Genomic DNA, 22,033 nt, shown 5'->3' with positions numbered 1-22,033 from the left:
CCTCACCCGCATGACGTGGCTGCAATGACCGGCACAGCATCTTCTTTTGCCTGGAAAACCGCAAAGCCCAGACAGGCCCGACAGCCGTTGCAAAACATCGGAATCTTCGCTGGCTGCATAGGTGTGCCTCCAGGCCTTCTGTATGATTCGCCCATCTTCAAGGTGCTCCCTCGCGGCTTTGCGAATTAAGGACAATTCATGCGTATCGGTCTTCTTCCATCATTGACCCTGGCCCTGGGCACCTTGTTTGCCGCCCTGGCCCAGGCCAGCTCGGACGACATCTGCTCACCGAGCTGGAAGCTCTACTCCAACCAGCTGGACGCCTGCAGCAACCTGCCCTTTCTCAGCCCGGGCAACGACAGCCGGGTCAACCTGCGGCTGCTGCTGGCCGACCAGGGCAGTCTGCCTCTGACTCCCAGGGCCTTGACCCAGGATGACCTGGGCATGGGCTACGGTCCCGTGCCCTTCATGCACTATCGCCTGCACCCGGCGCAGCCCGAACTCGACCCCGACACGGGCAACCCACCCAAGCCCGGCCCCGCGCCCGCCACCGAGCAGCTCGACAGCCTGCTGGAGACCGTGGGCCTGCGTCGCGACAGCAAGGAAACCGCCGGGGACGGCTTTCTCTCCGGAGAAGGCAGCCGCTGCCGCAGCAACTCGGACGCCAGCGCCCTGGCCTTTGTCGAGCAGCTCAACCAGGCGCCACTGAGCCCGGAAGAACGCCAGGCCCTGGCCGAAGCCCGGGTGCAACTGCTGGCCAGCTGCAGCTGGAACGCCAGCGAAATGAGCAAGCTGCTGCCAGGCAACCTGAACTCGGCGGCGGCCAAGGCGTTCGCCAGCTACCTGCAGGCCGCCGCCGACTTCTACAGCGGCCGCTTCAGCGAAGCCGGCAACGGTTTTGCCGCGCTCAAGGACAATCCCCAGCCCTGGCTGGCCGAAACCGCGGCCTACATGAGCCCGCGCACCACCCTCAACCTGGCCCAGCAGAACGCCTTCGATGAATGGAGCATGGTCAATCTGGAGCATGTGGACAAAGCCGTCCTGCAACAGGCCGGCGCCGGTTTCGAGGCCTACCTGAAGGCTTATCCACAGGGCCGTTACGCCGTGTCCGCCAAAGGCCTGATCCGGCGTGTGCACTGGCTGACGGGCGACACCCCGGCCCTGGCCGACGACTACGCCTGGCAACTGACCCAGGCGCCGGGCACCCCGCGCAACATGCGTCTGGACGACCTGGTGGAAGAAGTCGACTACAAATTGCTGAGCCTGCCCGAAGACAACTTCAAGGCCCCGCTGCTGCTGGCGGTCAAGGACCTGATGCACATGCGCGGCGCCACGCCGGCGGCATTGACCCGCGACACCCTGCAACAGCAAAAAGCCCTGTTCGAAGGGCAACCGGCACTGTTCGATTATCTGCAGGCCGCCTTCAGCCTGTATGTCGAGCAGCAACCGGCCACGGCGCTCAAGCAACTGCCCAGCCAGTTGCCAGCGCACCTGGACTACCTGAGCTTCAGCCAGCAGACCCTGCGTGGCCTGGCAATGCAGGCCCAACAGGACTGGAAAGGCGCCGAGGCGCTGTGGCTGCAATTGCTGCCCCTGGCCCAGCAACCGCTGCAACGCGAACAGCTGGAACTGGCCCTGGCCTACACCTACGAGCGCAGCGGCCAACTGGACAAGGTGTTCGCCGCCGACTCGCCGATCAAGACCGCCCAGGTGCGCGCCATTCTCCTGCGCCAGGTGGCCTCGCCCAAACTGCTGCGCCAACAGGCGCAGAAGGCCGACTCGGCAGAAGAGCGCAACGCCGCGCGCTTTATCCTGCTGTACAAGGACCTGACCCGCGGCCAGTACGCGGCCTTCGGCCAGGACTACGAGCAACTGCCGCCCACCCTGCCCGACGCCAGTCTTCCCGCCAGCCTGGGCTACATCTACCTCAGTACCACGCCATTGCAGGATTTCCACTGGAATGGCGCACAGCCCGAAGCGCAAACCCCCGACTACCGGTGCCCGAGCCTGGTGGAGACTGCCGCGCTCCTTGAGCGTGACCCGAAAGCGCCGGCCGGGCTGCTCTGCCTCGGGGAGTTCATGCGCCTGAACAACTTCGACCAGATGCCCCTGGACACGCCACCCAACGCCCAGTCCCTGGGCGGCACCCAGGACACCTTCCCCGGCAAGCCGTTCTCGCGACTCGACGGCTATCAAGTGGTGATCAACAACCCCAAGGCCAGCCGTGACGAACGCGCCTACGCCCTGTACCGGGCCATCTACTGCTACGCCTCCTCCGGCAACAACCGTTGTGGCGGCGCCGGCGTCGAGCCGGCCGTGCGCAAGGCCTGGTTCCGCCAGCTCAAGGGCAAGTTGGGGGACACCCAATGGGGCCAGTCGCTGCGTTACTACTGGTGAATCCAAAACGCCTGGCCGGCTGCCTGCTGTCACTGTGCCTGTACTGGGCAGCACCGGCAGGCGCCACCGTAGACGCGGCGCAATACGACGCCTTCTGGCTGTGGAGTGGAGTCAAGACCCAGCCCGTGCTGGCCCAGGCCAAGACCCTGTACATCCTCCAGGGGCAGATCAGTCGCTCGCGGCGCCATCCCGGACGCGGTGTCGAGCTCATCGCCCAGGGCCTGCCGGTGTCGCAGCTGCCCCAGGAACAGGTCTGGGTGGTCTATCGCGCCCATACCCTGGCCTGGCCGGAGTCGCTGTATCGCCAGTTGCTTGGCCAGGTGCAGCGCTGGCAAGCCACGGGCACGCCGGTGATGGGCATCCAGATCGATTTCGACAGCAGCACCCGCGACCTCGAAGGCTACGCGAGTTTCCTGCGCGACCTGCGCCAGCGCCTGCCGGCGCACTACCGCCTGAGCATCACCGGCCTGATGGACTGGGGCAGCAACGCCGATCCGCAAGCCATCGGCCAGCTCAAGGGCGTCGTGGATGAAGTGGTGGTGCAGACCTACCAGGGCCGCCGCAGCATCCCCAACTACGCCAGCTACCTGCCGCGCCTGGACCGCATGGGCCTGCCCTACAAGGTCGGCCTGATCCAGGGCGGTGACTGGCAGGAGCCCCAGGCGCTGCGCGATAGCCCCTGGTTCAGGGGCTATGTGGTGTTTTTGCAGAATCCTTGAGAGCAAGGCGGTCTGGCGGACACCTTTGCTGGCAAGCCTGCGCCGGCAAAAACCAAAAGCGCACAACGCTCCAGCTCATCAGCCTGATGGACCCTTACCAGTCATAGGTCAAACTCGAGACCATGGTCCGCCCCTCACCGTAGTAGCAGTCCCAGATGCTGGTGCAGTTGGCGACGTAGGTCTTGTCGGTGAGGTTCTTCACGTTCAGCGCCAGCTTCACGCCCTTCCATTGCAGCGGTGATTTTTCCAGGTCGTAGCTCAGGCTGGCGTCGTACACGGTGTAGGACGGGATCTGGAAGGCGCCGTCGTAATCGGTGCCATAGCTGCCCTTGACGTAGCGGGTGCCGACGCCTGCGCCCAGGCCCGCCAGCGGCGTGTCGCCAAGGATCGTGTAGTTGAGCCACAGCGAGGCGGTCAGCGGCGGCATGCCGGCCGGGTGACGCCCTTCGCGCCCGTCGTTGTCCTTGGTGTACTTGATGTCGTTGCGTGACGCCGAGGCAATCACGTCCAGCGATTCGCTGAGGCTGGCCTTGGCTTCCAGCTCGATGCCACGGGAACGCACCGCGCCACTCTGGATGCTGAACCCGGGGTTGGCCAGGTCGGAGGTCAGGATGTTCTCCTGATCCAGCTGGTAGGCCGACACCTGGACGAAACTCTCCTGGCCCGGCGGCTGGTATTTCATCCCCACTTCGTACTGCTTGCCGCTGGACGGCTTGAAAGCGCTGCCCCCGACGCTGGTGCCACTCAAGGGCAGGAAGGATTCCGAATAACTGACAAAGGGCGCCAGGCCATTGTCGAACAGGTACACCAGCCCGCCGCGACCGGTGAAGGACTGGCTCTTGGCGTTGGTATGACCACCGTTGAGCGGCGTCTTGTTATCGGTTTCCGCCCAGTCGTTGCGACCGCCCAGCACCAGCACCCACTGCTCGTACTTGATCTGGTCCTGCACATACAGGCCGGTCTGGATGATGGTGTTGTCCCACTGGTAAGGATTGCCGAAATTCAGCGACTGGCCGTAAGTGGGGGTGAACATGTCGAGGATCGGCGGGTTGAAGTCGTACTTGCCGTCGAATTTTGAATTGAAGTGGTAGTAGTCCAGCCCCACCAGCAGGGTATGGCTGAAGGGCCCGGTGTCGAACTCGGCCTGGGCGATGCTATCCACGCCATAGACCTTGTTGTGCTGCTTCCAGTCCACCCCGTAGCGGGTCATGTAGCGCTGGTCGTTGAGGCCGGTCTTGGGATTGCTGACGAACTTGTAGCCGTGCAGCGGCGCGCGGTAGCGGTCATCGACGTCGGCGTAGCGGGCGTTCTGCTTCAGGGTCCAGACATCGTTCAGGCGATGGGAGAACTCGTAGCCGAGGACGAACTGGTCGCGGTCGTAGGCATTGACCCCGGGCTCGCCGAGGAACAGGTCGCGGTCGATCTTGCCATTGGGGTTGGCGAACACCGTGCCCACGCTGGGCAGGCCCTGGGCCTCGGGTACGTCATTGTCTTTCTGATACTGGGCGAACAGCGTCAGCTGGGTGTCGTCATCGGGCCGCCAAGTCAGGCTCGGGGCGATGAACTGGCGCTGACGCTGGACGTAATCGACGGCGTCCTGGCTGTCGCTGGCCAGCCCGGTCAGGCGATAGAGGAACTGCCCCTGCTCATCCAGCGGGCCGCCCAGGTCCAGGGCGACGCTCTTGTGGTCATAGCTGCCGGCTTCCAGCACCAACTGATGCAAGGGGGTTTCGGTGGGCCGCTTGCTGACCATGTTGACGATGCCGCCCGGCTGGTTTTGCCCGTAGAGCACCGAAGCCGGGCCCTTGAGCACTTCGATGCGCTCCAGGGCATAGGGCTCGATCTGCAGGGCACCGCCGGTACTGCCGCCGCCGTAGGGCAAGTGCAGGCCATCGAGGTACATCGGCGTCGGGGAAAAACCGCGGGAGGTGGGTTCGTCGAAAATCTTCACCCGGTCGGAAAAACCACCGCCGGTCATGCCCGGGGTGTAGAGCAGCGCTTCGGTCACGCTTTGGGCGCCGCGGGCCTTGATTTCCTTGGCGCCGATCACGTTGATGGTCTGCGGAATCTCCACCAGCGCCGAGTCGGTCTTGCTCCCGGTGGCGCTGCGTTTGGCGACGATCCCCGGCACCGCGCCCCAGGCGTACTCGGTCATCTGCGTGGCGCCGATCCGAGTCGGCGCCAGTTGCAGCGCGCCGTTCTCGGCCAAAGGTTGCAGGCCCCAACTAGCCCCGGTCTGCACCGCCTGCAAACCACTGCCAGCGAGCAACGTCTGCAGGCCCTGTGCGACCTCGTAGCGCCCATGCAGGCCGGCACTGTGCTTGCCGGCCGTCATGCTCGCATCCACCGACAGGAGAATCCCCGCGGCACTGGCGAAACGATTCAGGACCTGATCGAGATTGCCGGCGGCAATCTGGTAGTCCCGCGCCTGGCTCTGGCTGCCGCTGTCGGCCTGGGCCAGGCCCGGCAACACCGGGGCCATGGCCAGCAGCGCGACAAAGGCGCGGCGGCGGGCAGCGGTGCCCAGGGTCAAAATGGATGCTGTGGTCTGGTAAGGCATTCCTGAACTCCCCATGAGAATGCGTCTTGATCGGCTTTCATGGGGTATCCCGGACAGCTCGGCAGAATCGACAATCGCGCAGAAGAATTATTTGCAATCAGTCCCGCGGCTTGAGGGTCACCCAGTAGCGGGTCACCGCGTGCGCCCGCACCGGCAGCGAACGTTCCAGGGCCGCGAGTACCGCATCGCTGTCCGCCAGGGGGAAGACCCCGGTGAGCAACAGGCCGGCCACCTGCTCGTCACAACGCAACAGCCCCGGGCGATAACGCGCCAGCTCGGTGACGAACTGCCCCAGGGGCTGGCGTTCGGCAATCAGCCGGCCCTGGCTCCAGCTGCTGGCATTGACCTCGGCCACTTGCCGCGCCGAAACCCGCCCGGCGCTGAACCACAGGCGCTCGCCGGCATTGAGTTGCAGGGCCGGGGCATGCCGGGGACTGATCCGCAGCGCACCTTCGTAGAGATCGACCCGGGTGCCGCCCTCCAGCTCGCGCACGGCAAAGCGCGTGCCCAGGGCCTGGATGTCTCCGGCGGCGGTTTCAACGATCAGCGGCCGCGAAGCATCATGCCCGCTGGTGAGCAGGAGCTCGCCCTGGATCAGACGGATGCGCCGCTCACTGGCACTGAACAGCAGGTCGACGGCGCTGGCGCTGTTGAGGTCCAGGCGACTGCCGTCGCTCAGGGTCAGGTGGCGAATTTCTCCGGTGGCCGTACGCTGCCCGGCAAAGGCCGCCCGCCAAGGCTGGCTGTCCTGGACCAGGTAACCGCTGCCCCCGGCCACCAACAGCAAGCCCAACAGTTTCAGCGCCGCACGTCGTTGCGGGTCCGGGGCCTGCGCCAGCAGCACATGGGCACTGTGCTCCGGCACCCCGCCCAGGGTTTGTTGCAGTTGCTGCAAGCGCTGCCAGGCCCGCTGGTGTTCGGAGTCAGCCTGTTGCCAGGCCACGAATGCCTCGCGTTGCTGCGCATCGAGCTCCCCGCCCCAATGCAGCATCAGCCATTCACTGGCCTGCTCGACGATGGCGGGAGCAATGGGTGCCTGATGCGCCTTCATTCTTCGTAAAGCACCTGATAGCAAGCCTGGATCGCACGGATCATGTACTTCTGCACCGAACTGACAGAAACCTCCAGGCGCTCGGCAATCTGGGCATAACCCAGCCCTTCGAACTGCGACATGACAAAGGCCTGGCGCACCTTGTCCGGCATGCGATCGAGCATGGCGTCGATCTGCATCAGGGTTTCGAGGATCAGTGCGCGGCTTTCCAGGGAGGGCGTCTGGGGTTCCGGCAGGTGGGCGATGCTTTCCAGGTAGGCGCGCTCGATGCGCAACCGGCGCCACTGGTCGATCACCAGATTGCGCGCGATTTGCGCCAGGTAACTGCGGCTTTCCTGCTGCCCGGGAAAGCGCCCCGACAGCAACAGGCGCTGGAAAGTGTCCTGCGCCACGTCCGCCGCATGCTCGCGATCGCCCAGGCGCTTGCGCAACCAGCTCTGCAGCCAACCGTGATGATCTCGATACAGACGATGGAGCTGGGCGTTACCGTCAGTGGTTGCTTCCATGAATGAAACTGCACACATGATTGAGAGCAATTATCATTACACTTTTTTCTCAATCCAGGCAAAAAGGCTTTCAGTGCCCCTGACTGGCGGCGTGCAGCGGATACACCGACTCCCAGCCTCCCCCCAGCGCCTTGTACAAACCGACCATGGACAGGGACACCCCCGCCGAGCTTTCCACCAGTTGCTCCTGGGTGGCCAGCAAGGCGCCCTGCACGGTCAGGACGTTGACGAAATCCACCACTCCTTCGACGTATTGCTGCTGCGCGGTACGCAAGGCGATCTGATTTTGCCGCACCGCTTCGGCCAGGCTGTCGCGGCGCAGCTGGCTGGCGTTGTAGCGGGTCAACTGGTCGTCGATTTCGTGCCAGGCCCGCAGCACGGTCTGCTGATAGGCCAGGGCCGCTTCCTGCTGCTGGGCCTCGCGCAACTGGAGCATGCCGCGCAAACGACCACCGTCGAACAGCGGCAGGCTGAACTGCGGGCCGATGCCGAACTGACGGGAGCTCCAGGAACCAAAATCTGCCAATTGCAGGGCCTGGGAACCGAAGTTGCCGGACAAGGTAATGCGCGGATAGAAATCCCCCTTGGCCACGCCGATGCTGGCCGTCGCGGCATGCAGCCGTGCCTCGGCCTGGCGGATATCGGGGCGGCGTTCGGCCAGCTGCGACGGCAGGCCGATGGCCACTTGGCTCGGGGGTTGGGGCACCGGCGCGTCACTGGCCAACACCTGATGCAGGGCCTGGGGCGGCTCGCCCAGCAGCAGGCTCAGGGCGTTGATCAACTGTGCCTGACGCTGCTGCAACTCCGGCAGCCGGGCCTCGATGGTCGCGACCTGGGCCGCCGCTTCGGCCACATCCAGGTCAGTGGCCACGCCATCGGCCAGGCGCAGTTGCGAGAGTTTCAGACTGTGCCGGGCAACCTCGAGGTTCTGCTCGGTAACGGCTCGGGTGCTCTGCACGCCACGCAGTTGGATGTAGTCCTGAGCGACCTCCGCCAGCACCGACAGCAGCACCCCGCGCCGGTCGTTCTCCGCCACTTCCAGGGTCGCGTCGGCGGCCTCGGTCTCGCGCCGGACCCGGCCCCACAGATCCAGCTCCCAGGCGGCGGAAAAACCCGCTTCCCAGAGATTGAAGGCTGACTTGCCGTTGTTCCCCGAGGGGTCGCTCAAGCCTTCACCAGTGTTGCGCTTGCGCCCGTAGCCGCCATTGGCCGCCGTGCTCGGGTAGCGCTCGGCGGTGATCACCTGGCGCGCCGCCCGGCTCTGCTGCAAGCGACTGCTGGCCAGTTGCAGGTCGAGGTTGTCGCTCAGGGCGCGGCGACTCAGGGCCGACAGTTGTGGATCGTTGAACACCTCCCACCAGCGCTCCTGCATGGCACTGTCCACCGCCTGGCTGGTGGCAGCCTGTGCAGGGGCCGACCAGGCCTGGACCTGAGTCGCCTGGGGCCGCTGGAAATCCGCGCCGACGCTGCAGGCGCCCAGCGCCAGCAGGCTCAGCACCAGCAATGCAGGGCGCCACGAAAGGCGCCTTGGCAACGAACTCTCTTGGATCTGCCGCTCGATACTCATCGCTGGGTCACCTCGCGGGCACGGGTGGTGGAGCTGTGGGTGTCCACGCTGGCTTCCACCGACATGCCGACCCGCAGGCGCTCGGCCATGGGCTGGTTGGGGTCCAGGAGAATCTTCACCGGGATGCGCTGCACCACCTTGGTGAAGTTGCCGGTGGCGTTGTCCGGCTTGACTGCGGCGAAGGTCACGCCGGTGGCCGGGGCCAGACTCTCGACGCGGCCATGCAGGGTTTCGCCGCCCAGGCTGTCGACCCGGACTTCGACCGCCTGCCCGGCGTGCATCGCGGTGAGCTGGGTTTCCTGGAAGTTGGCCAGCACATAGGCTTGCTGCAAGGGCACCACGGCGAGGATCTTGCTGCCGGGAGTGACATAGGCGCCAACCCGTACCGCGCGCTCGCCGACCATGCCGTCCACCGGGGCGACGATGCGCGTGTAGGACAGCTCGTAGCTGGCCATTTCCAGGGCTGCCTGGGCCCGCTTCAGGCCGCCTTCGGCCGCATCACGCTGGGCAGTGAGGATCTCCACCTGCTTGCGCTCCGCCGCCAGGGCCGCAGTGGCCGTGGCCAGCCGGGCACTGGCCTGGTCGATGCGGGTCTTGGCCTGCTGGGCGTTCTGCACGGTGCCGGCGCCGACCCCTGCCAGGTGGTTGTAGCGATTGAGTTCGTGCTCGGCAAAGGCCATTTCGGCCCGGGCCGCTCCCAGGGCCGCCTGGGCCTGGGCAATCACCGAACTCTGCCGGTCCAGGGTGGCCCGGGCGTTCTGCAACTGGGCCTGGGCCACCAGGGTTTCGGCATCCGCCGCCTGGGCCGCGGCCCGCAGGTCACGGTCATCGATCAGCGCCAGCAGTTGACCGGCCTTGACCTGCTGGTTGTCCTCCACCAGCACTTCCTTGATGAACCCGGCCACCCGCGGCGCCACCAGGGTGTAGTCGGCGGCGATGAAGGCGTCGTTGGTGCTCTGCTCGCTGGAGCGGCCGAACAGGCCCGGCATCACCAGATAGGCCAGCACGCCAAGGGTCGCTACCGTCGCCACGGCGACGGCGATTTTGTCTTTGCTCTGGATCGTCATAAAAACCTTCTCGTTCAAGTGGGCGCCCGCGGTGGATAGATCCGCGTCGGCAGCCAGAAAATCAGCAGGATCAGCGCAGCGGCCACCCCTGCCATGCAGAAATACAGATCGGCGGAAGTCAGCACCACGGCTTGCTGGTGCAGGCGCTGAGCCAGCCCGGGCACCCGGTCGTCCACCAGGGGCGAATTGCCCAGGCTGTCCACCAGCATCGTCGAGTGGAAATGCAAACGGTGGGTGGTGAGCACATCCAGCACCCCGGTGGCGATCACCGCCGCCAGGCCTTTCACGGTGTTGAACCAGGCCGAAGCAAAGGGCCCCTCCACCGGCGTGATGCTGCCGGTGGACAGCATCAGCAACGGCAGCACCGCCATCGGCTGGCCGAAGACCTGCAGCAATTGCAGCCCATAGAAATCGTCACGAATCCAGGCCGAGGTCAGGTGCGTGCCCCCCAGGCAAGACAGCACCAGCATGCCCAGGCCGATCCCCAGCACCCAGCGGCAGTCGACCCAGCGCAGGTTGCACAGGGCCGCCACCAGGGGCAGGGCCAGCAGTTGCGGCAAGGCCATCACCAGCATCACCGGCGCGGTCTGCAACGGTCGATAGCCCTGGACCTGAGCCAGGTAGGCCGACGGGATGATGATCACTGCGGTCAATACCACCAGCACCCCGGCCAGGGTCAGCAGGGCGAAGGACAGGTTGCGGATGCCGAGCATCTGCAGCTTGAAGAAGGGAATCGGCTGCGACCATTCGTTGATCATGAACAGCACCAGCAACACCAGCCCGCCGACCAGCAGCACACTGATCAGCGGCGACTCGAACCAGTCCAGGCGATTGCCCTGAAGAATGCCGATCACCAGCATGCAGATCGCCGGGAAGCCCAACAGCAGCCCACGCCAGTTGAACTGCTTGCAACGCTCCAGACGCAACGGGTCCTGAGGCAGGCCGTAAGCCACCGCCGCCATGGCCAGCAGACAGGGCGCCACCACCTGCCAGAAGGCCCAGCGCCAGCCCACGTACTCGGTCCACAGTGCCGCCAGGGGCGTGCCCAGGCTCGGGCCGAAGGTGGCAGTCAGGGCATAGCCGGCCAAGCCGTAGAGCTTGACGTTGGCCGGCAGGAAGCGCAGGGCCACGGTCATCAGCATCGGCGGCAGCGCGCCCCCGGCCAGGCCTTGCAGAGTGCGCAGCAGCAACAGGCTCTGGTAGTTGGGGGCGAAGGGGCACAGCACCGCCAGCAGGGTGAACAGCGCAATGGCGCAGAGGGTGAAACGCCGCAGGGAAAAGGTCACCGAGCACCAGGGCGCGAAAGCCATGGCCGCCACCGAGGTGGCGGAGTAGCAAGCCACCAGCCAGGTGCCTTCGTCGAAGCCGATGAACAACGCGCCGCGGATATCCGCCAGGGCGATCTTGGTCACCATGTCGTTGAGACCGGAGACCAGCACCGCCAGCAGCACACCCACCAGGCCGATGATGATTCGCGGTCCGAAGACCGGTGGGGCAATGGCTGCCGGCTTGCTGGCGGCTTCAACCGAAGCGGGCGCAGCGACAGCGAGAGAACTCATGGAAATACTGCTCCAGACAAGAAAACCAGAGCAGTTTATGAACAGCCAGCACTGACGAAAACTGACTTATTGGCACTTTATAAGTGCACCAGACGCAACAATTAAACCTATTGACCGTAGAAGCTGGTTTGCCAGCGATGAGGCCATCAAGACCGCTTCCGCCGGCAAGCCGGCGCCTACGAGGAGGTCGGCTGGGCTTCTTGCCAGGTGGCCTGGCAGGAGCTGCGCAGGGTTTCGCGGAACCATTTGTGCGCCGGGTCCTTGTCGTAGCGCGGGTGCCAGGCCTGGGTCAGGACCAGGGTCGGCAGGGAAATCGGCAGGACAAAGGAGCGCAGACGCAGGCCCAGGCGCGAGACGCTGAGCAATGTTTCCTGGGGCACCGGCAGGATCAGGTCCGAATCCGGCAGCATGAACATGGCGGCGTGAAAGCCCGGGGCAATCAGCGGCACTCGACGCTCCAGGCCCAGCTCCGCCAGCGCCGTATCGATCGGCCCACGGGCAATGCCTCGACGCGACATGCTGATATGGGGAAACGCGGCAAAACGCTCGGCGGTGATGTCTTCGTCCAACAATGGGTGGCCTTCACGCACCAGGCCGACAAAGGCCGTGGTGAACAGGTTCTGCACCTTCACTTCCGGGGTCAGGGGCCGGGTGTTGCTGATCCGCAGGTCGATCCGCCCCTCCCGCAGGGCCTCGTCATCGCCATCGCCTTCCGGCACGAAGCGCAGCTCGCACAAAGGCGCCTGACGCTCCAGGGTGTCGATGAGGCGACCGCCATAGACGCCGACGAAAAAGTCGTTGGCGCGCACATTGAAGCGCCGCCGCAACGACAACAGGTCGACCTGGTCCGCCGAGCGAAACAGCAGCGCCGCCTGCTCCACCAGATCACGCACCTGGCTGCGCAGCTCCAGGGCCTTGGGGGTGGGCACCAGGCCACGCCCGGCACGCACCAGCACCGGGTCGCCCAGGGCTTCGCGAATCCGCGTCAGGGTCCGGCTCATCGCCGCTGGGCTGAGGTTCATGCGTCGTGCGGCGCCGACTACGCTGCCCTCATCCAGCAGGGCATCGAGGGCGACCAGAAGGTTCATATCCGGGAGTTGCATACCGAGCACTCATGACTGATCAGGGATGATCCAGACGCAATGCTAGCAGGCTTGGCGCCGAGGAAAATGAGAGAGATCAATCCTTACCCGTGAACCCACTACCCGCGTAGGGGCCGGCTTGCCGGCGAATGGGCCTTCAAACCTTGCCTCGCCCTTGAGGACGCCTTCGCTGGCAAGCCATCTCCTACAGTCGGGGGGGGGGGCTGGCGGACGAGGTAGCTCAGCGTTGCATGCCCCAACGTTTCACCGTGATGCGCTCCAGGGTGTCGAAGATCAGGTTCTCCACCAACAGGCCGATAAGGATCACCACCGCCAGCCCGGCAAAGACCTTGTCGGTGTACAGCTCGTTGCGGTTCTGGAAGATGTACCAGCCCAGGCCGCCCTTGCCGCTGGTGGCGCCAAACACCAACTCAGCAGCGATCAAGGTGCGCCAGGCGAAGGCCCAGCCAATCTTCAGCCCGGCCAGGATCGACGGCAGCGCCGCCGGGATCAGGATGAACAGCACCAGGCGCAGGCCCTTGAGGCCGTAGTTGCGCCCGGCCATGCGCAGGGTTTCCGAGACGCCGAGAAACCCGGCGTAAGTGTTCAGGGCCAGGGCCCAGAGCACCGAATGCACCAGCACGAAAATCAGGCTGTTCTGCCCCAGGCCGAACCACAGCAGCGCCAGGGGCAACAGGGCAATGGCCGGCAACGGGTTGAACATCGAGGTCAGGGTACTCAGCAGGTCGCGGCCGAACTGGGTCGACACCGCCAGGGTGGTCAGGGCAAACGCCAGGACGATACCGATCAGGTAGCCCTTGAGCAGCACCACCAGGGAAATGCCCACCTTGCCCAGCAATTCGCCGCTGAGCAGGCCCTGATACAGGGCGCTGGCGGTTTGCACAAAGCTGGGCAGCAGCAGGTCGTTATTCTGGTAGCGGGCCACGGCCTCCCACAGCAGCGCCAAAAGGATCAGGATCAGGCCCTTGCGCAGCCAGCCCTGTTGCCAGAGACGCTGGCCCAGGGGCAGCTCTCGTTCCAGCGGGACTTGCAGCAAGGGTTGCAGGACAACTTCGTATTCTTCGCGCACGGGGGATGACTGGCTCATCGGGCGTTCCTCGTTCAACGGTGGCCTGACGGCTCAATAGGCGATACGGATATCGGCGAAATCCAGCTCGGTTTCGGTGTCAGGCCCCTGGCCTTCATCGAACAGCAAGCGATGAATACGCTGTGCCGTCTGCTGGAAAGCCACGCCGCCAAGGCTTTGCAGGTCGTACTGGTGGCTGTGGACTTCCGCCCGCACCCGCCCCGGATGCGGCGACAGCAAAAGGATGCGATTGCCCACCACCAGCGCCTCCTCGATGGAGTGGGTGACGAACAGCAAGGTGAAGCGCACCTCCTCCCAGAGCAGCAGCAACTCCTCCTGCATCTTGCGCCGGGTCAGGGCGTCGAGGGCCGCGAAGGGCTCGTCCATCAGCAGGATCTTCGGCTGCATGGCCAAGGCCCGGGCAATCGCCACCCGAGCCTTCATGCCACCGGACAAGGTGTGTGGATAGGCATCGGCGAAAGCCGCCAGGCCGACCTTGGCCAGATAGTGCAGGGCACGTTCTTCGGCCTCGCGGCGGCCGAGGGTTTTCGACGCCAGCAGGGGAAACATCACGTTCTGCTTCACGGTTTTCCAGGGCGGCAGCTGGTCGAACTCCTGGAACACCACGATGCGATCCGGCCCGGGCTGACTGACTGGCCGCCCCTGCAGGCGAATCTCGCCCTCGCAAGGCTGGATGAACCCGGCCACCGCCTTGAGCAGGGTCGACTTGCCGCAGCCCGAAGGCCCCAGCAGGACAAAACGATCGGCCGGATCAACCTCGAAACTCACCTGGTGGGTGGCCCGCACCACGCGCTGCGGGGTTCGGTATTCCAGGCTGACTTGATCCACCGCCAACAGCGCTTCGACGGCGGCGGTGGGGTTGCTGGCCGTGTGGCCTGGCAAGGGGGCGTTCATGGCAATCAGCTCCCCTGCAGCGGTTTGGCGTCCTGGAAGAAGTAGTCCTTCCACGACTGCGGCTTGTTCTTGATGGCGCCGACGCGGTGCAGGAACTCCGCCAGCGGGTAGGTGTTTTTCGGCGTCACGCTGAATTCGAACTGCGGGTTGTCGATGATCTTCAGCAGCGCGGCGCGGTCGATCTTGGCCTTGGTCACACGGATGTAAGTGTCGGCGGCCGCGCCTTTGTCGTTCTGGGCGAACTCGGCCGCTTCAGCCAGGGCTTCGACGAAGGCCTTGTAGGTCTTGGGGTTGTCGTTGCGGAATTTTTCGGTGGCAAACAGCACCGTTGGCGAGTTCGGGCCCAGCAGGTCGTAGGTGTTGAGCACCACGTGCACATTGGGGTTCTCCAAGGCCTGATCCTGGAACGGCGGGTTGGAGAAGTGCCCGGTCAGCTCGGTGCCGCCGGCAATCAGCGCGGCGGTGGCGTCCGGGTGCGGCACGGCGATGGTGTACTTATCCAGGCGATTGAATTCCTGGTCGCCCCATTGCTTGGCCGCGGCGTATTGCAGGAAGCGCGACTGCACCGAGACGCCCACCGCCGGCACCGCGATGCGGTCCTTCTCGGTGAAGTCGGCGATGGTCTTGACCTGGGGATTGTTGCTCACCAGGTAGTAGGGAAAGTTACCGAGGGAGGCCACGGCCTTGACGTTCTGCCGGCCATGGGTGCGGTCCCAGATGGTCAACAGCGGGCCGACGCCGGCTCCGGCAATGTCGATGGAGCCCGACAGCAACGCGTCGTTGACCGCTGCGCCGCCGGACAGCTGGGTCCAGTCGACCTTGATGTCGATGCCCTCTTGCTTGCCGTGCTTTTCAATCAGGTTCTGATCGCGCACTACGTTGAGCAGCAAATAGACGATGCCGAACTGTTCGGCGATGCGGATCTCGCCTTCGGCATGGGCCGCCGAGGGAGCCACCAGGCTGCCGGCCAGCAGACTGAAACCCAGGCCGATGGCCGTGGCCAGTTTGCCGAGGCGGGGAATGAAGGGAATGGATAAGGACATGATGATTCTCCTGCCGTGCCTGGCGATCAGTAAGGGGCGTCGCCCTGAATGGTGGTGCGATACAGCTTGCGGCGCAGATGGCTCGGGCAACCGGCGGCCAGGTGGATCAGCGAGCGGTTGTCCCAGAACACCAGATCGTGGGGCTGCCATTGATGGCGGTAGATGTTTTCCGGCAGCACGCTGTGGGCGTACAGCTCGGCCAGCAATTGGGCGCTTTCGTCTTCCGGCAGGCCGACGATGCGGGTGGTGAACCCCTCGCTGACGAACAGTGCCTTGCGGCCGTTTTCCGGGTGGGTGCGGACGATGGGGTGCACCACCTCGGCGACCTGGGCCAGTTGCTCCGGGGTCAGGGTCGGGCGCCAGTTGCCCTCGAACTTGGTCTCGCTGTAGCGCGCCGTGTAGGAATGCGCGGCACTGCGGCCCTGCACCGCCTTGCGCAGTGCCTCGGGCAGGGTGTCCCAGGCTGTGTGCATGTCGGCGAACAGGGTGTCGCCACCTTCGGCCGGCAATTCCTGGGCGTGCAGCATCGAGCCCAGGCTCGGCAGTTCCTTGTAGGACAGGTCCGAGTGCCAGAACTTGCCGGCATCCCCCAGGCCAATGGACTGGCCGTTCTCGATGATGTTGGAAACGATGAGGATTTCCGGGTGACCGGCCAGCAGGAACTGCTTGAGCACATGGATCTGCAGCACGCCGAAGCGGCGGCTGAAGGCGATTTGTTGTTGGGGGCTGATGCGCTGGTCGCGGAACACCACCACGTGGTGATCCAGATGGGCGCGGTGGATGCGGGCGAAGTCCTGGTCGTTGACCGGCCGGGACAGGTCCAGGCCGATAATCTCGGCGCCCACGGCGCCGCTGAAGGGACGGATTTCGAAGGCTTGTGCAGCGATGGGCGCGGCACTGGCTGATGCAGACATGACTTAAAACTCCCGCGCAGGCGCGCCCAGGGCGCGCGCGTCGATCAGAAACTCACGGAGATCCCGTGTGGGTTCATTTCGTGCGGCGCGCCGATTGGTCGGCAGGTACGCAGGGAGTCGACTTTATAGATATAAGAAAGCGATTTTAAATACCGTTAGCGAATAACGATATGTTGATTCGAGCGGCGCGATACCTGGGGACGCTGCGCTGTCGACGGCTCGATGAGACGAACTGTAGGAGCCGGCTTGCCGGCGAAGGCGCTCTCACGGGCCCCTTGGCTGGCAAGCCAGCTCCTACAAGGCTGGCAAGGTCGCTTCTTACATGGATCAGCGCTCGTGCAGGGCTTCAGCGCGGGCGCGGATGATCGGCTTGAGCAGGTAGCTGAGGATGCTCTTCTTGCCGGTGATGATGTCCACCGATGCGACCATCCCGGGGATGATCAGCAGCGGTTTTTCATCGGTGCCCAGATGGCTGCGGTCGGTGCGCAGCTTGATCATGTAATAGGTGGTTTTCTTGTCTTCGTCGGTGATGGTGTCGGCGCCGATCTGCTCCAGGCGGGCCTTGAGGCCGCCGTAGATGGTGTAGTCATAGGCGCTGAACTTGACGATCGCTTCCTGCCCCGGGTGCAGGAACGCGATGTCCTGGGGACGGATCTTGGCTTCCACCAACAGGGTGTCGTCCAGGGGCACGATCTCCACCATGTCGCTGCCCGGCTGGATCACGCCACCGATGGTGTTGACCATCAGTTGCTTGACGATACCGCGCACCGGCGAGGTGACCAGGGTCCGGCTGACCCGGTCTTCCAGGGCCTTGCCGGTGGCGCTGGCCTTGTTCAGTTCGGTGCGCGCCTCGTTGAGCTGGGTCAGGGCCTCGCTGCGGAACTTGCCGCGGGTTTCATCGATCTTGCGCTGCACTTCCTTGATCGCCGATTCGGCACGAGGAATCGCCAGGGTGGTGGCGTCCAGCTGGCCGCGGGTTTCCACTTCGGCACGCTTGAGCCGCAGCACTTCCACCGGTGATACCGCGCCCTGGGCCACCAAAGGCTCGGACATGGCAATTTCCTGGCGTTGCAAGCCCAACTGCTGACGGTACTGAGCCTGCTTGGAGGTGAACTCGCGCAGCTCCTGTTGCTTCTGGATCAGCTGTTCCTGAAGGCCGCCGATTTCGTCATGCAGTTGCTGGCGACGACTTTCATAGAGGGACTTTTCGCTGGCGGCCTGGCCCGGGACTTCCTTGAGCACGTCCTCGGGGAAATTCAGCGCCCGGTCATCGACCTCGGCGCTCAGGCGCTCGACCCGCAGCAACATGGACAGGCGCACAGTCTCGGTCTCACCGACGTTGGACTGGAAGCGCGTGTCATCCAGACGGATCAGCGGCGCTCCGGCCTCCACCACCTGGCCTTCCTTGACGTACAGCTCGGAGACAATGCCGCCTTCCAGGTTCTGGATCTTCTGCACCTTGGACGACGGAATGGCCTTGCCCTCGCCCTTGGTCACTTCGTCGATGACCGCGAAGTTGGCCCACAGCACCAGGAACAGGAAGAACGCGATGATGCCCCAGATGGTCAGGCGAATGACCCGAGGCGCATCTTCGATCAGGGCCTTGTTGACCTCAGGCAGCGGCTGCCCCTGAAGAGAATCGGTGCCTTTGAAATAGCGGCGGATCGAGTCCTTGAATCCCGACTTAAGCAACACTGATCTGCCCCTTCTTCAACGCTTCCATCACCACCGCTTTCGGGCCATCGGCCAGGATCTGTCCACGGTCCACCACCAACAACCGATCCACCAGCGACAACAGCGACGCCCGGTGAGTAACCAGGACCACGGTCTTGTTCTGCACCACTGACTCCAGGCGCTGCTTCAGGCGTTCTTCACCGGTGTTGTCCATGGCGCTGGTGGGCTCGTCGAGCAACAGGATCTGCGGGTTGAGCAACAGGGCACGGGCCAGGGCGACGTTCTGACGCTGGCCACCGGACAGGTTCTGTCCACGTTCACCCACCTGCAATTCATAGCCTTGCGGGTGCAGCCGGGCGAATTCGTGAACCCCCGCCAGTTCGGCGGCTTGTAGCACCAGCTCGTCTTCAACGTAGCGGGCACCGGAGGTCAGGTTGTCCCGCAGGGTGCCAGCCAGCAGCTGGATGTCCTGGGGCACGTAGCCAATGTTATGGCGCAACTCGCTGACATCGATCTGGCGGATGTCCACGCCGTCCACCAGCAAGGCACCGGAATCGGGCTGGTAAAGCCCTACCAGCAGCTTGGCCAGGGAGCTTTTGCCCGAGCCGCTGCGGCCGATGATGCCGACCTTCTCGCCTGGCTTGATCACCAGATTGATGTTCTTGAGCGCCGGGTTCTGCTGCCCCGGGTAGGTGAAATTCAACAGCCGGCATTCGATGGCGCCCTGCAGCACGTTGCGGCTCAGGGGACGCTCGTCGAAATTGCGCTCCTGGGGCAGCTCCATCATCTGGTCCACCGAGGTCATGGTGACGCGGGCCTGCTGGTAGCGGGTCAGCAAGCCGGACAGCGAAGCCAGCGGGCTCAGGGCCCGGCCGCTGAGCATGTAGCAAGCGATCAGCCCGCCCATGCTGAGGTTGCCGTCGATGATCTGGTACACGCCGAAGATGATCATGATCACCCCGGCCAGTTGCTGGATCAGCAAGGTGATGTTCATCGCCAGGCTGGAGAGCATCTTCACCCGCAGTTCCAGGCGGCTGAGGGTGCCAATGGTCTGCTCCCATTGATACTGACGCTCGCTTTCAGCGTTGTTGACCTTGACCGCGTCCAGCCCGGCCAGGGTTTCGATCAGGCTCGATTGACGCTCGGCACCCAGGGCCATGGTTTTCTCCATGGTCGCCACCAGGGGCTTCTGCAAGGCGTAGCCGATACCCAGGGCGATGGGGAACGCCAGCACCGGAATCCACACCAGGTGCCCGCCCAAGATGGCGATCACCAGGAAGATCAGCAGGGTGAACGGCAGGTCGATGAGGCTGGTGAGGGTCAGGGACGCGAGAAAATCCCGCAGGCTCTGAAACTCATGGATGTTCTGGGCGAAGCTGCCGACCCGAGCCGGGCGGTACTTCATGGCCATGCCGACGATGCGCTCGAACAGCGTGGCGGAAATGATCAGGTCGGTCTTTTTCCCCGCCAGGTCCAGGCACAGGCTGCGCAGACTCTTGAGGATCAGGTCGAAAATGTAGGCGCCCATGATGCCAATGGACAGCACCCACAGGGTCGAGGTGGCCTGGTTGGGGACTACCCGGTCGTAGACATTCATCACGAACAGCGGCGCGGCCATGGCGATGATATTGATCAGCAGGCTCGCGGCGATGGCGTCGGCATACAACCAGCGCGAACGCTTGAGGGTGTCGCGGAACCAGGAGCGGGCCCGGGGAATCAGCGACCCGTGATTGACGTCGAACTTGTGCTGGGGCTGGGCAAAGAACACCTGGCCGCTGTAGTCGTCGGCCAGTAGCTGGCGATTGACGCAGACTTCACCGCCGTCGCTTTCGCTGAGCAGCAGCCGTGCCTGGTCCTCACCCTGCCAGCCCAGAAGCACGGCGCTGCGGCCGTCCTTGAGCAATAGCAGGGCGGGCATCGCGATGGTCGGAATCTGCTCGAGCTTGCGACGTAAAACGCGCCCCTGCAGCCCGGCCCGGGCCGCCGCACGGGGCAGCAGCTCGGCGCTCAAGCGCTGTGACGGCAATGGCAGACCCGTGGTCAGCATGGCCGCACTGGCGGGCTTCTGATGCAGGAAGCAAAGGGTCAGCAGCCCATCCAGCAAGGGGTCGTCATGCATGCCGCGCGGATCATGACTGAATTGCACACGACTGACTTCTGATTCCACGCTGGACACTCTTGGCTGGCAATAGGATGAAAGTAGCTCAATTCATCCCAGGCAGCTGGACCTTGGGCTTCGCATCGTTCTGCACGACCGAAGCCATAGGTGCGACCACTCCCTGGCTCTTGAGCAACTCGCCCATGGTCGCCTTGATTCGATACTGAGTAAATAACTGAATGTTCTGGATCTCGGCCAAACGCCGGGAGGCGGTGAACAGTTCGTTTTCACTGTCGAGCAGGTCCAGCAGGGTGCGCTCGCCCAGACTGAACTGCTTCTGGTAGGCCGTGCGCACCGCGGTGCTGCGATCGACATATTGCTGGGCGATCGGCACCTGAGCGTTGGCATTGCTCAAGGCGTTCCAGGCCAGGCCCAACTCTTCGTTCAGCACCCGCAGAGCGTTGTTGCGGATATCCAGCGCCTGGTTGGACTGGTAGGCCTTGGACTCCAGATCGGCCTTGTTACTGCCGCCGGCGAACAGGTTGAAGCGCATGCGCAACATGGCCTGCCATTCATTGTTGTGGCCGTTCTGACCGTCGAGGTCGTTGTCGGCGGTGCGTCCCAGCTCAGCATCGAAGCGTGGGTAGAACGCCGATTTGGCGGCGTCGTACTGCTTCTCGGCAGCGACAATGTCGGACTCGGCGGAGCGCAGGATCGGGCTGTTTTCCAGCATCTGACGGCGGGCCTCATCGAGGTTGGCCGGCAGCATCGCCATAAAACTGGCAGGGCGTTCCAGTTGATCCGGCATCTGCCCTACCGCACTCAGGTAGTTGGTCTGGGCGTCGGCCAGGTTGGTCTGCTCGGTGATCAGGTTGTTGCGGGCCTGGGCCATGCGCGCTTCGGCCTGGTCAAGGTCGGCGCCACTGCCCACGCCACGCTGGGTGCGCAGTTTGATCTGGTCGTAGATGCGTTCGTGATTACGCAGATTGTCTTCTGCCAGTTGCACGAATTGACGACGGGTCAACACATCCAGGTACACCTGGGCCACGGTCAGCGCGGTGCGCTCGGAAGTACCCAGCAGGGAATAAGCCCGAGAGTTGACGGTGGCTTGTTGACGCCCCACTTCGCTGGACGTGGCAAAACCGTCAAAAACCATCTGCTGGAGACGTAAACTTGACTCGCTACGGTTCAGGGTTTCCCAGTGATTGCTGCCAGTACCCGCACGAGTACTAGGGTTATCGGTCCCTTCGCGACCGTAGCCAGCGAGCATATCGACACGCGGCAAATAGCCACCCTTGGCGGCTTTAAGTTGATAGTCAGCGGCTAGACGGCTGTTTACCCCGGCTTGAATTTCCGGGTGCACATCCAGTGCTTTCTGCATGGCTTCGGGGAGTGTTTGTGCCTGCACGAAACTGGCAGCTAAGGCGAACGGCAGGGCCTTGAACAGGTGAAAACGCATGGTAAGAATTTCCCTCGGACAGCATGTCCAGAAACACGTCATAACGTGGTGCCACATCGAATGATTGCAACCACAACGACCGTCCGTCGGAAAGTTCAAACTAAGAACTGGTTCACATACTTCAAGTCAGGTTACTGCACGAATATCAATGTGACATTAATTCGGCGATTGTTTAGGATGGCACCCATAAGGTCAATAGTTTGGCATAAAGTTAATCTCGAAAAAATATAGCCAAAATATTGACGACTATACTGTCAAATACCCGTTCCCAATTACACAGCAATGTACCTCCAGACTGAGTTGCGGCCCGCGCCCAAGCCGGTACATGGATGTCA

Annotated in this window: 16 protein-coding genes; 2 read left to right on the top strand and 14 right to left on the bottom strand. The window is 63.8% G+C overall.

Annotation, left to right across the window (positions count from 1 at the left end; all coding sequences use genetic code 11):
* Window positions 1-198: 198 nt before the first annotated feature.
* Together ACMGF8_RS05750 and ACMGF8_RS05745 are read left to right on the top strand one after the other, a co-directional pair.
* Window positions 199-2,397, top strand: a complete 2,199-nt coding sequence (locus ACMGF8_RS05750) for an outer membrane assembly lipoprotein YfiO (protein ID WP_207166855.1) — start codon at window positions 199-201, stop codon at window positions 2,395-2,397.
* Complete coding sequence (locus ACMGF8_RS05745; RefSeq protein WP_102862554.1) at window positions 2,367-3,116, top strand: DUF3142 domain-containing protein; 750 nt, start codon at window positions 2,367-2,369, stop codon at window positions 3,114-3,116. The genes ACMGF8_RS05750 and ACMGF8_RS05745 overlap by 31 nt, the downstream gene beginning before the upstream one ends.
* A gap of 94 nt (window positions 3,117-3,210) precedes the next feature.
* Here ACMGF8_RS05745 and ACMGF8_RS05740 read toward each other — a convergent pair whose 3' ends face one another.
* The 14 genes from ACMGF8_RS05740 to ACMGF8_RS05675 form a co-directional block, all read right to left on the bottom strand.
* On the bottom strand, window positions 3,211-5,676 hold the full coding sequence (locus tag ACMGF8_RS05740; RefSeq protein WP_207166853.1) for a TonB-dependent siderophore receptor: 2,466 nt from the start codon (window positions 5,674-5,676) through the stop codon (window positions 3,211-3,213).
* Window positions 5,677-5,773: 97 nt separating this feature from the next.
* Window positions 5,774-6,727, bottom strand: coding sequence for a FecR domain-containing protein (locus tag ACMGF8_RS05735; protein ID WP_250329832.1), 954 nt, complete (start codon window positions 6,725-6,727; stop codon window positions 5,774-5,776).
* A complete protein-coding gene (locus ACMGF8_RS05730; RefSeq protein ID WP_416758959.1) occupies window positions 6,724-7,233 on the bottom strand; it encodes a sigma-70 family RNA polymerase sigma factor in 510 nt (169 codons plus the stop codon). The genes ACMGF8_RS05735 and ACMGF8_RS05730 overlap by 4 nt, the downstream gene beginning before the upstream one ends.
* Before the next feature lie 70 nt (window positions 7,234-7,303).
* A complete protein-coding gene (locus ACMGF8_RS05725; RefSeq protein ID WP_416758957.1) occupies window positions 7,304-8,800 on the bottom strand; it encodes an efflux transporter outer membrane subunit in 1,497 nt (498 codons plus the stop codon).
* Window positions 8,797-9,867: an HlyD family secretion protein gene (locus ACMGF8_RS05720; RefSeq protein WP_416758955.1), complete on the bottom strand. Its 1,071-nt coding sequence runs from the start codon at window positions 9,865-9,867 to the stop codon at window positions 8,797-8,799. Before ACMGF8_RS05720 ends, ACMGF8_RS05725 begins: the two co-directional genes overlap by 4 nt.
* A 14-nt stretch (window positions 9,868-9,881) precedes the next feature.
* Window positions 9,882-11,426 carry an MFS transporter gene (locus ACMGF8_RS05715; RefSeq protein ID WP_115581327.1) on the bottom strand — a complete coding sequence of 515 codons (1,545 nt, stop codon included), beginning with the start codon at window positions 11,424-11,426 and terminating at the stop codon, window positions 9,882-9,884.
* A 176-nt stretch (window positions 11,427-11,602) separates the two neighbouring features.
* Window positions 11,603-12,529 (bottom strand): LysR family transcriptional regulator, encoded by a 927-nt coding sequence (locus ACMGF8_RS05710; protein WP_102862548.1) that lies wholly within the window; start codon window positions 12,527-12,529, stop codon window positions 11,603-11,605.
* Window positions 12,530-12,749: 220 nt separating this feature from the next.
* Window positions 12,750-13,616, bottom strand: coding sequence for an ABC transporter permease (locus ACMGF8_RS05705; RefSeq protein ID WP_060836922.1), 867 nt, complete (start codon window positions 13,614-13,616; stop codon window positions 12,750-12,752).
* 33 nt (window positions 13,617-13,649) lie between these two features.
* Window positions 13,650-14,510: an ABC transporter ATP-binding protein gene (locus ACMGF8_RS05700; protein ID WP_102862547.1), complete on the bottom strand. Its 861-nt coding sequence runs from the start codon at window positions 14,508-14,510 to the stop codon at window positions 13,650-13,652.
* A gap of 5 nt (window positions 14,511-14,515) precedes the next feature.
* Entirely contained in the window at window positions 14,516-15,553 is a 1,038-nt protein-coding gene (locus tag ACMGF8_RS05695; protein ID WP_102862546.1) for an ABC transporter substrate-binding protein, read from the bottom strand.
* 26 nt (window positions 15,554-15,579) lie between these two features.
* Window positions 15,580-16,467, bottom strand: a complete 888-nt coding sequence (locus tag ACMGF8_RS05690; protein WP_102862545.1) for a TauD/TfdA dioxygenase family protein — start codon at window positions 16,465-16,467, stop codon at window positions 15,580-15,582.
* Window positions 16,468-16,794: 327 nt separating this feature from the next.
* Window positions 16,795-18,162, bottom strand: a complete 1,368-nt coding sequence (locus ACMGF8_RS05685; protein ID WP_102862544.1) for an HlyD family type I secretion periplasmic adaptor subunit — start codon at window positions 18,160-18,162, stop codon at window positions 16,795-16,797.
* Window positions 18,152-20,308, bottom strand: coding sequence for a type I secretion system permease/ATPase (locus ACMGF8_RS05680; RefSeq protein WP_102862543.1), 2,157 nt, complete (start codon window positions 20,306-20,308; stop codon window positions 18,152-18,154). The genes ACMGF8_RS05685 and ACMGF8_RS05680 overlap by 11 nt, the downstream gene beginning before the upstream one ends.
* Before the next feature lie 37 nt (window positions 20,309-20,345).
* Complete coding sequence (locus ACMGF8_RS05675; RefSeq protein WP_102862542.1) at window positions 20,346-21,698, bottom strand: TolC family outer membrane protein; 1,353 nt, start codon at window positions 21,696-21,698, stop codon at window positions 20,346-20,348.
* Window positions 21,699-22,033 lie beyond the last annotated feature (335 nt).

The organism is Pseudomonas sp. BNK-7, assembly GCF_048072025.1.
Lineage (GTDB): Bacteria > Pseudomonadota > Gammaproteobacteria > Pseudomonadales > Pseudomonadaceae > Aquipseudomonas > Aquipseudomonas danubii.
The sequence above is the reverse complement of the archived record's forward strand: the minus strand, read 5'-3'. Positions and strand labels throughout refer to the sequence as shown.

What these genes read in the sequence shown, in the direction of transcription:
- ACMGF8_RS05745 (WP_102862554.1), top strand. Translation starts at nt 2,367, where the DNA reads ATGGGGCCAGTCGCTGCGTTACTACTGGTGAATCCAAAACGCCTGGCC.
- ACMGF8_RS05700 (WP_102862547.1), bottom strand. Translation starts at nt 14,510, where the DNA reads ATGAACGCCCCCTTGCCAGGCCACACGGCCAGCAACCCCACCGCCGCC.
- ACMGF8_RS05710 (WP_102862548.1), bottom strand. Translation starts at nt 12,529, where the DNA reads ATGCAACTCCCGGATATGAACCTTCTGGTCGCCCTCGATGCCCTGCTG.
- ACMGF8_RS05750 (WP_207166855.1), top strand. Translation starts at nt 199, where the DNA reads ATGCGTATCGGTCTTCTTCCATCATTGACCCTGGCCCTGGGCACCTTG.
- ACMGF8_RS05715 (WP_115581327.1), bottom strand. Translation starts at nt 11,426, where the DNA reads ATGAGTTCTCTCGCTGTCGCTGCGCCCGCTTCGGTTGAAGCCGCCAGC.
- ACMGF8_RS05730 (WP_416758959.1), bottom strand. Translation starts at nt 7,233, where the DNA reads ATGGAAGCAACCACTGACGGTAACGCCCAGCTCCATCGTCTGTATCGA.
- ACMGF8_RS05695 (WP_102862546.1), bottom strand. Translation starts at nt 15,553, where the DNA reads ATGTCCTTATCCATTCCCTTCATTCCCCGCCTCGGCAAACTGGCCACG.
- ACMGF8_RS05690 (WP_102862545.1), bottom strand. Translation starts at nt 16,467, where the DNA reads ATGTCTGCATCAGCCAGTGCCGCGCCCATCGCTGCACAAGCCTTCGAA.
- ACMGF8_RS05735 (WP_250329832.1), bottom strand. Translation starts at nt 6,727, where the DNA reads ATGAAGGCGCATCAGGCACCCATTGCTCCCGCCATCGTCGAGCAGGCC.
- ACMGF8_RS05720 (WP_416758955.1), bottom strand. Translation starts at nt 9,867, where the DNA reads ATGACGATCCAGAGCAAAGACAAAATCGCCGTCGCCGTGGCGACGGTA.
- ACMGF8_RS05675 (WP_102862542.1), bottom strand. Translation starts at nt 21,698, where the DNA reads ATGCGTTTTCACCTGTTCAAGGCCCTGCCGTTCGCCTTAGCTGCCAGT.
- ACMGF8_RS05740 (WP_207166853.1), bottom strand. Translation starts at nt 5,676, where the DNA reads ATGCCTTACCAGACCACAGCATCCATTTTGACCCTGGGCACCGCTGCC.
- ACMGF8_RS05705 (WP_060836922.1), bottom strand. Translation starts at nt 13,616, where the DNA reads ATGAGCCAGTCATCCCCCGTGCGCGAAGAATACGAAGTTGTCCTGCAA.
- ACMGF8_RS05725 (WP_416758957.1), bottom strand. Translation starts at nt 8,800, where the DNA reads ATGAGTATCGAGCGGCAGATCCAAGAGAGTTCGTTGCCAAGGCGCCTT.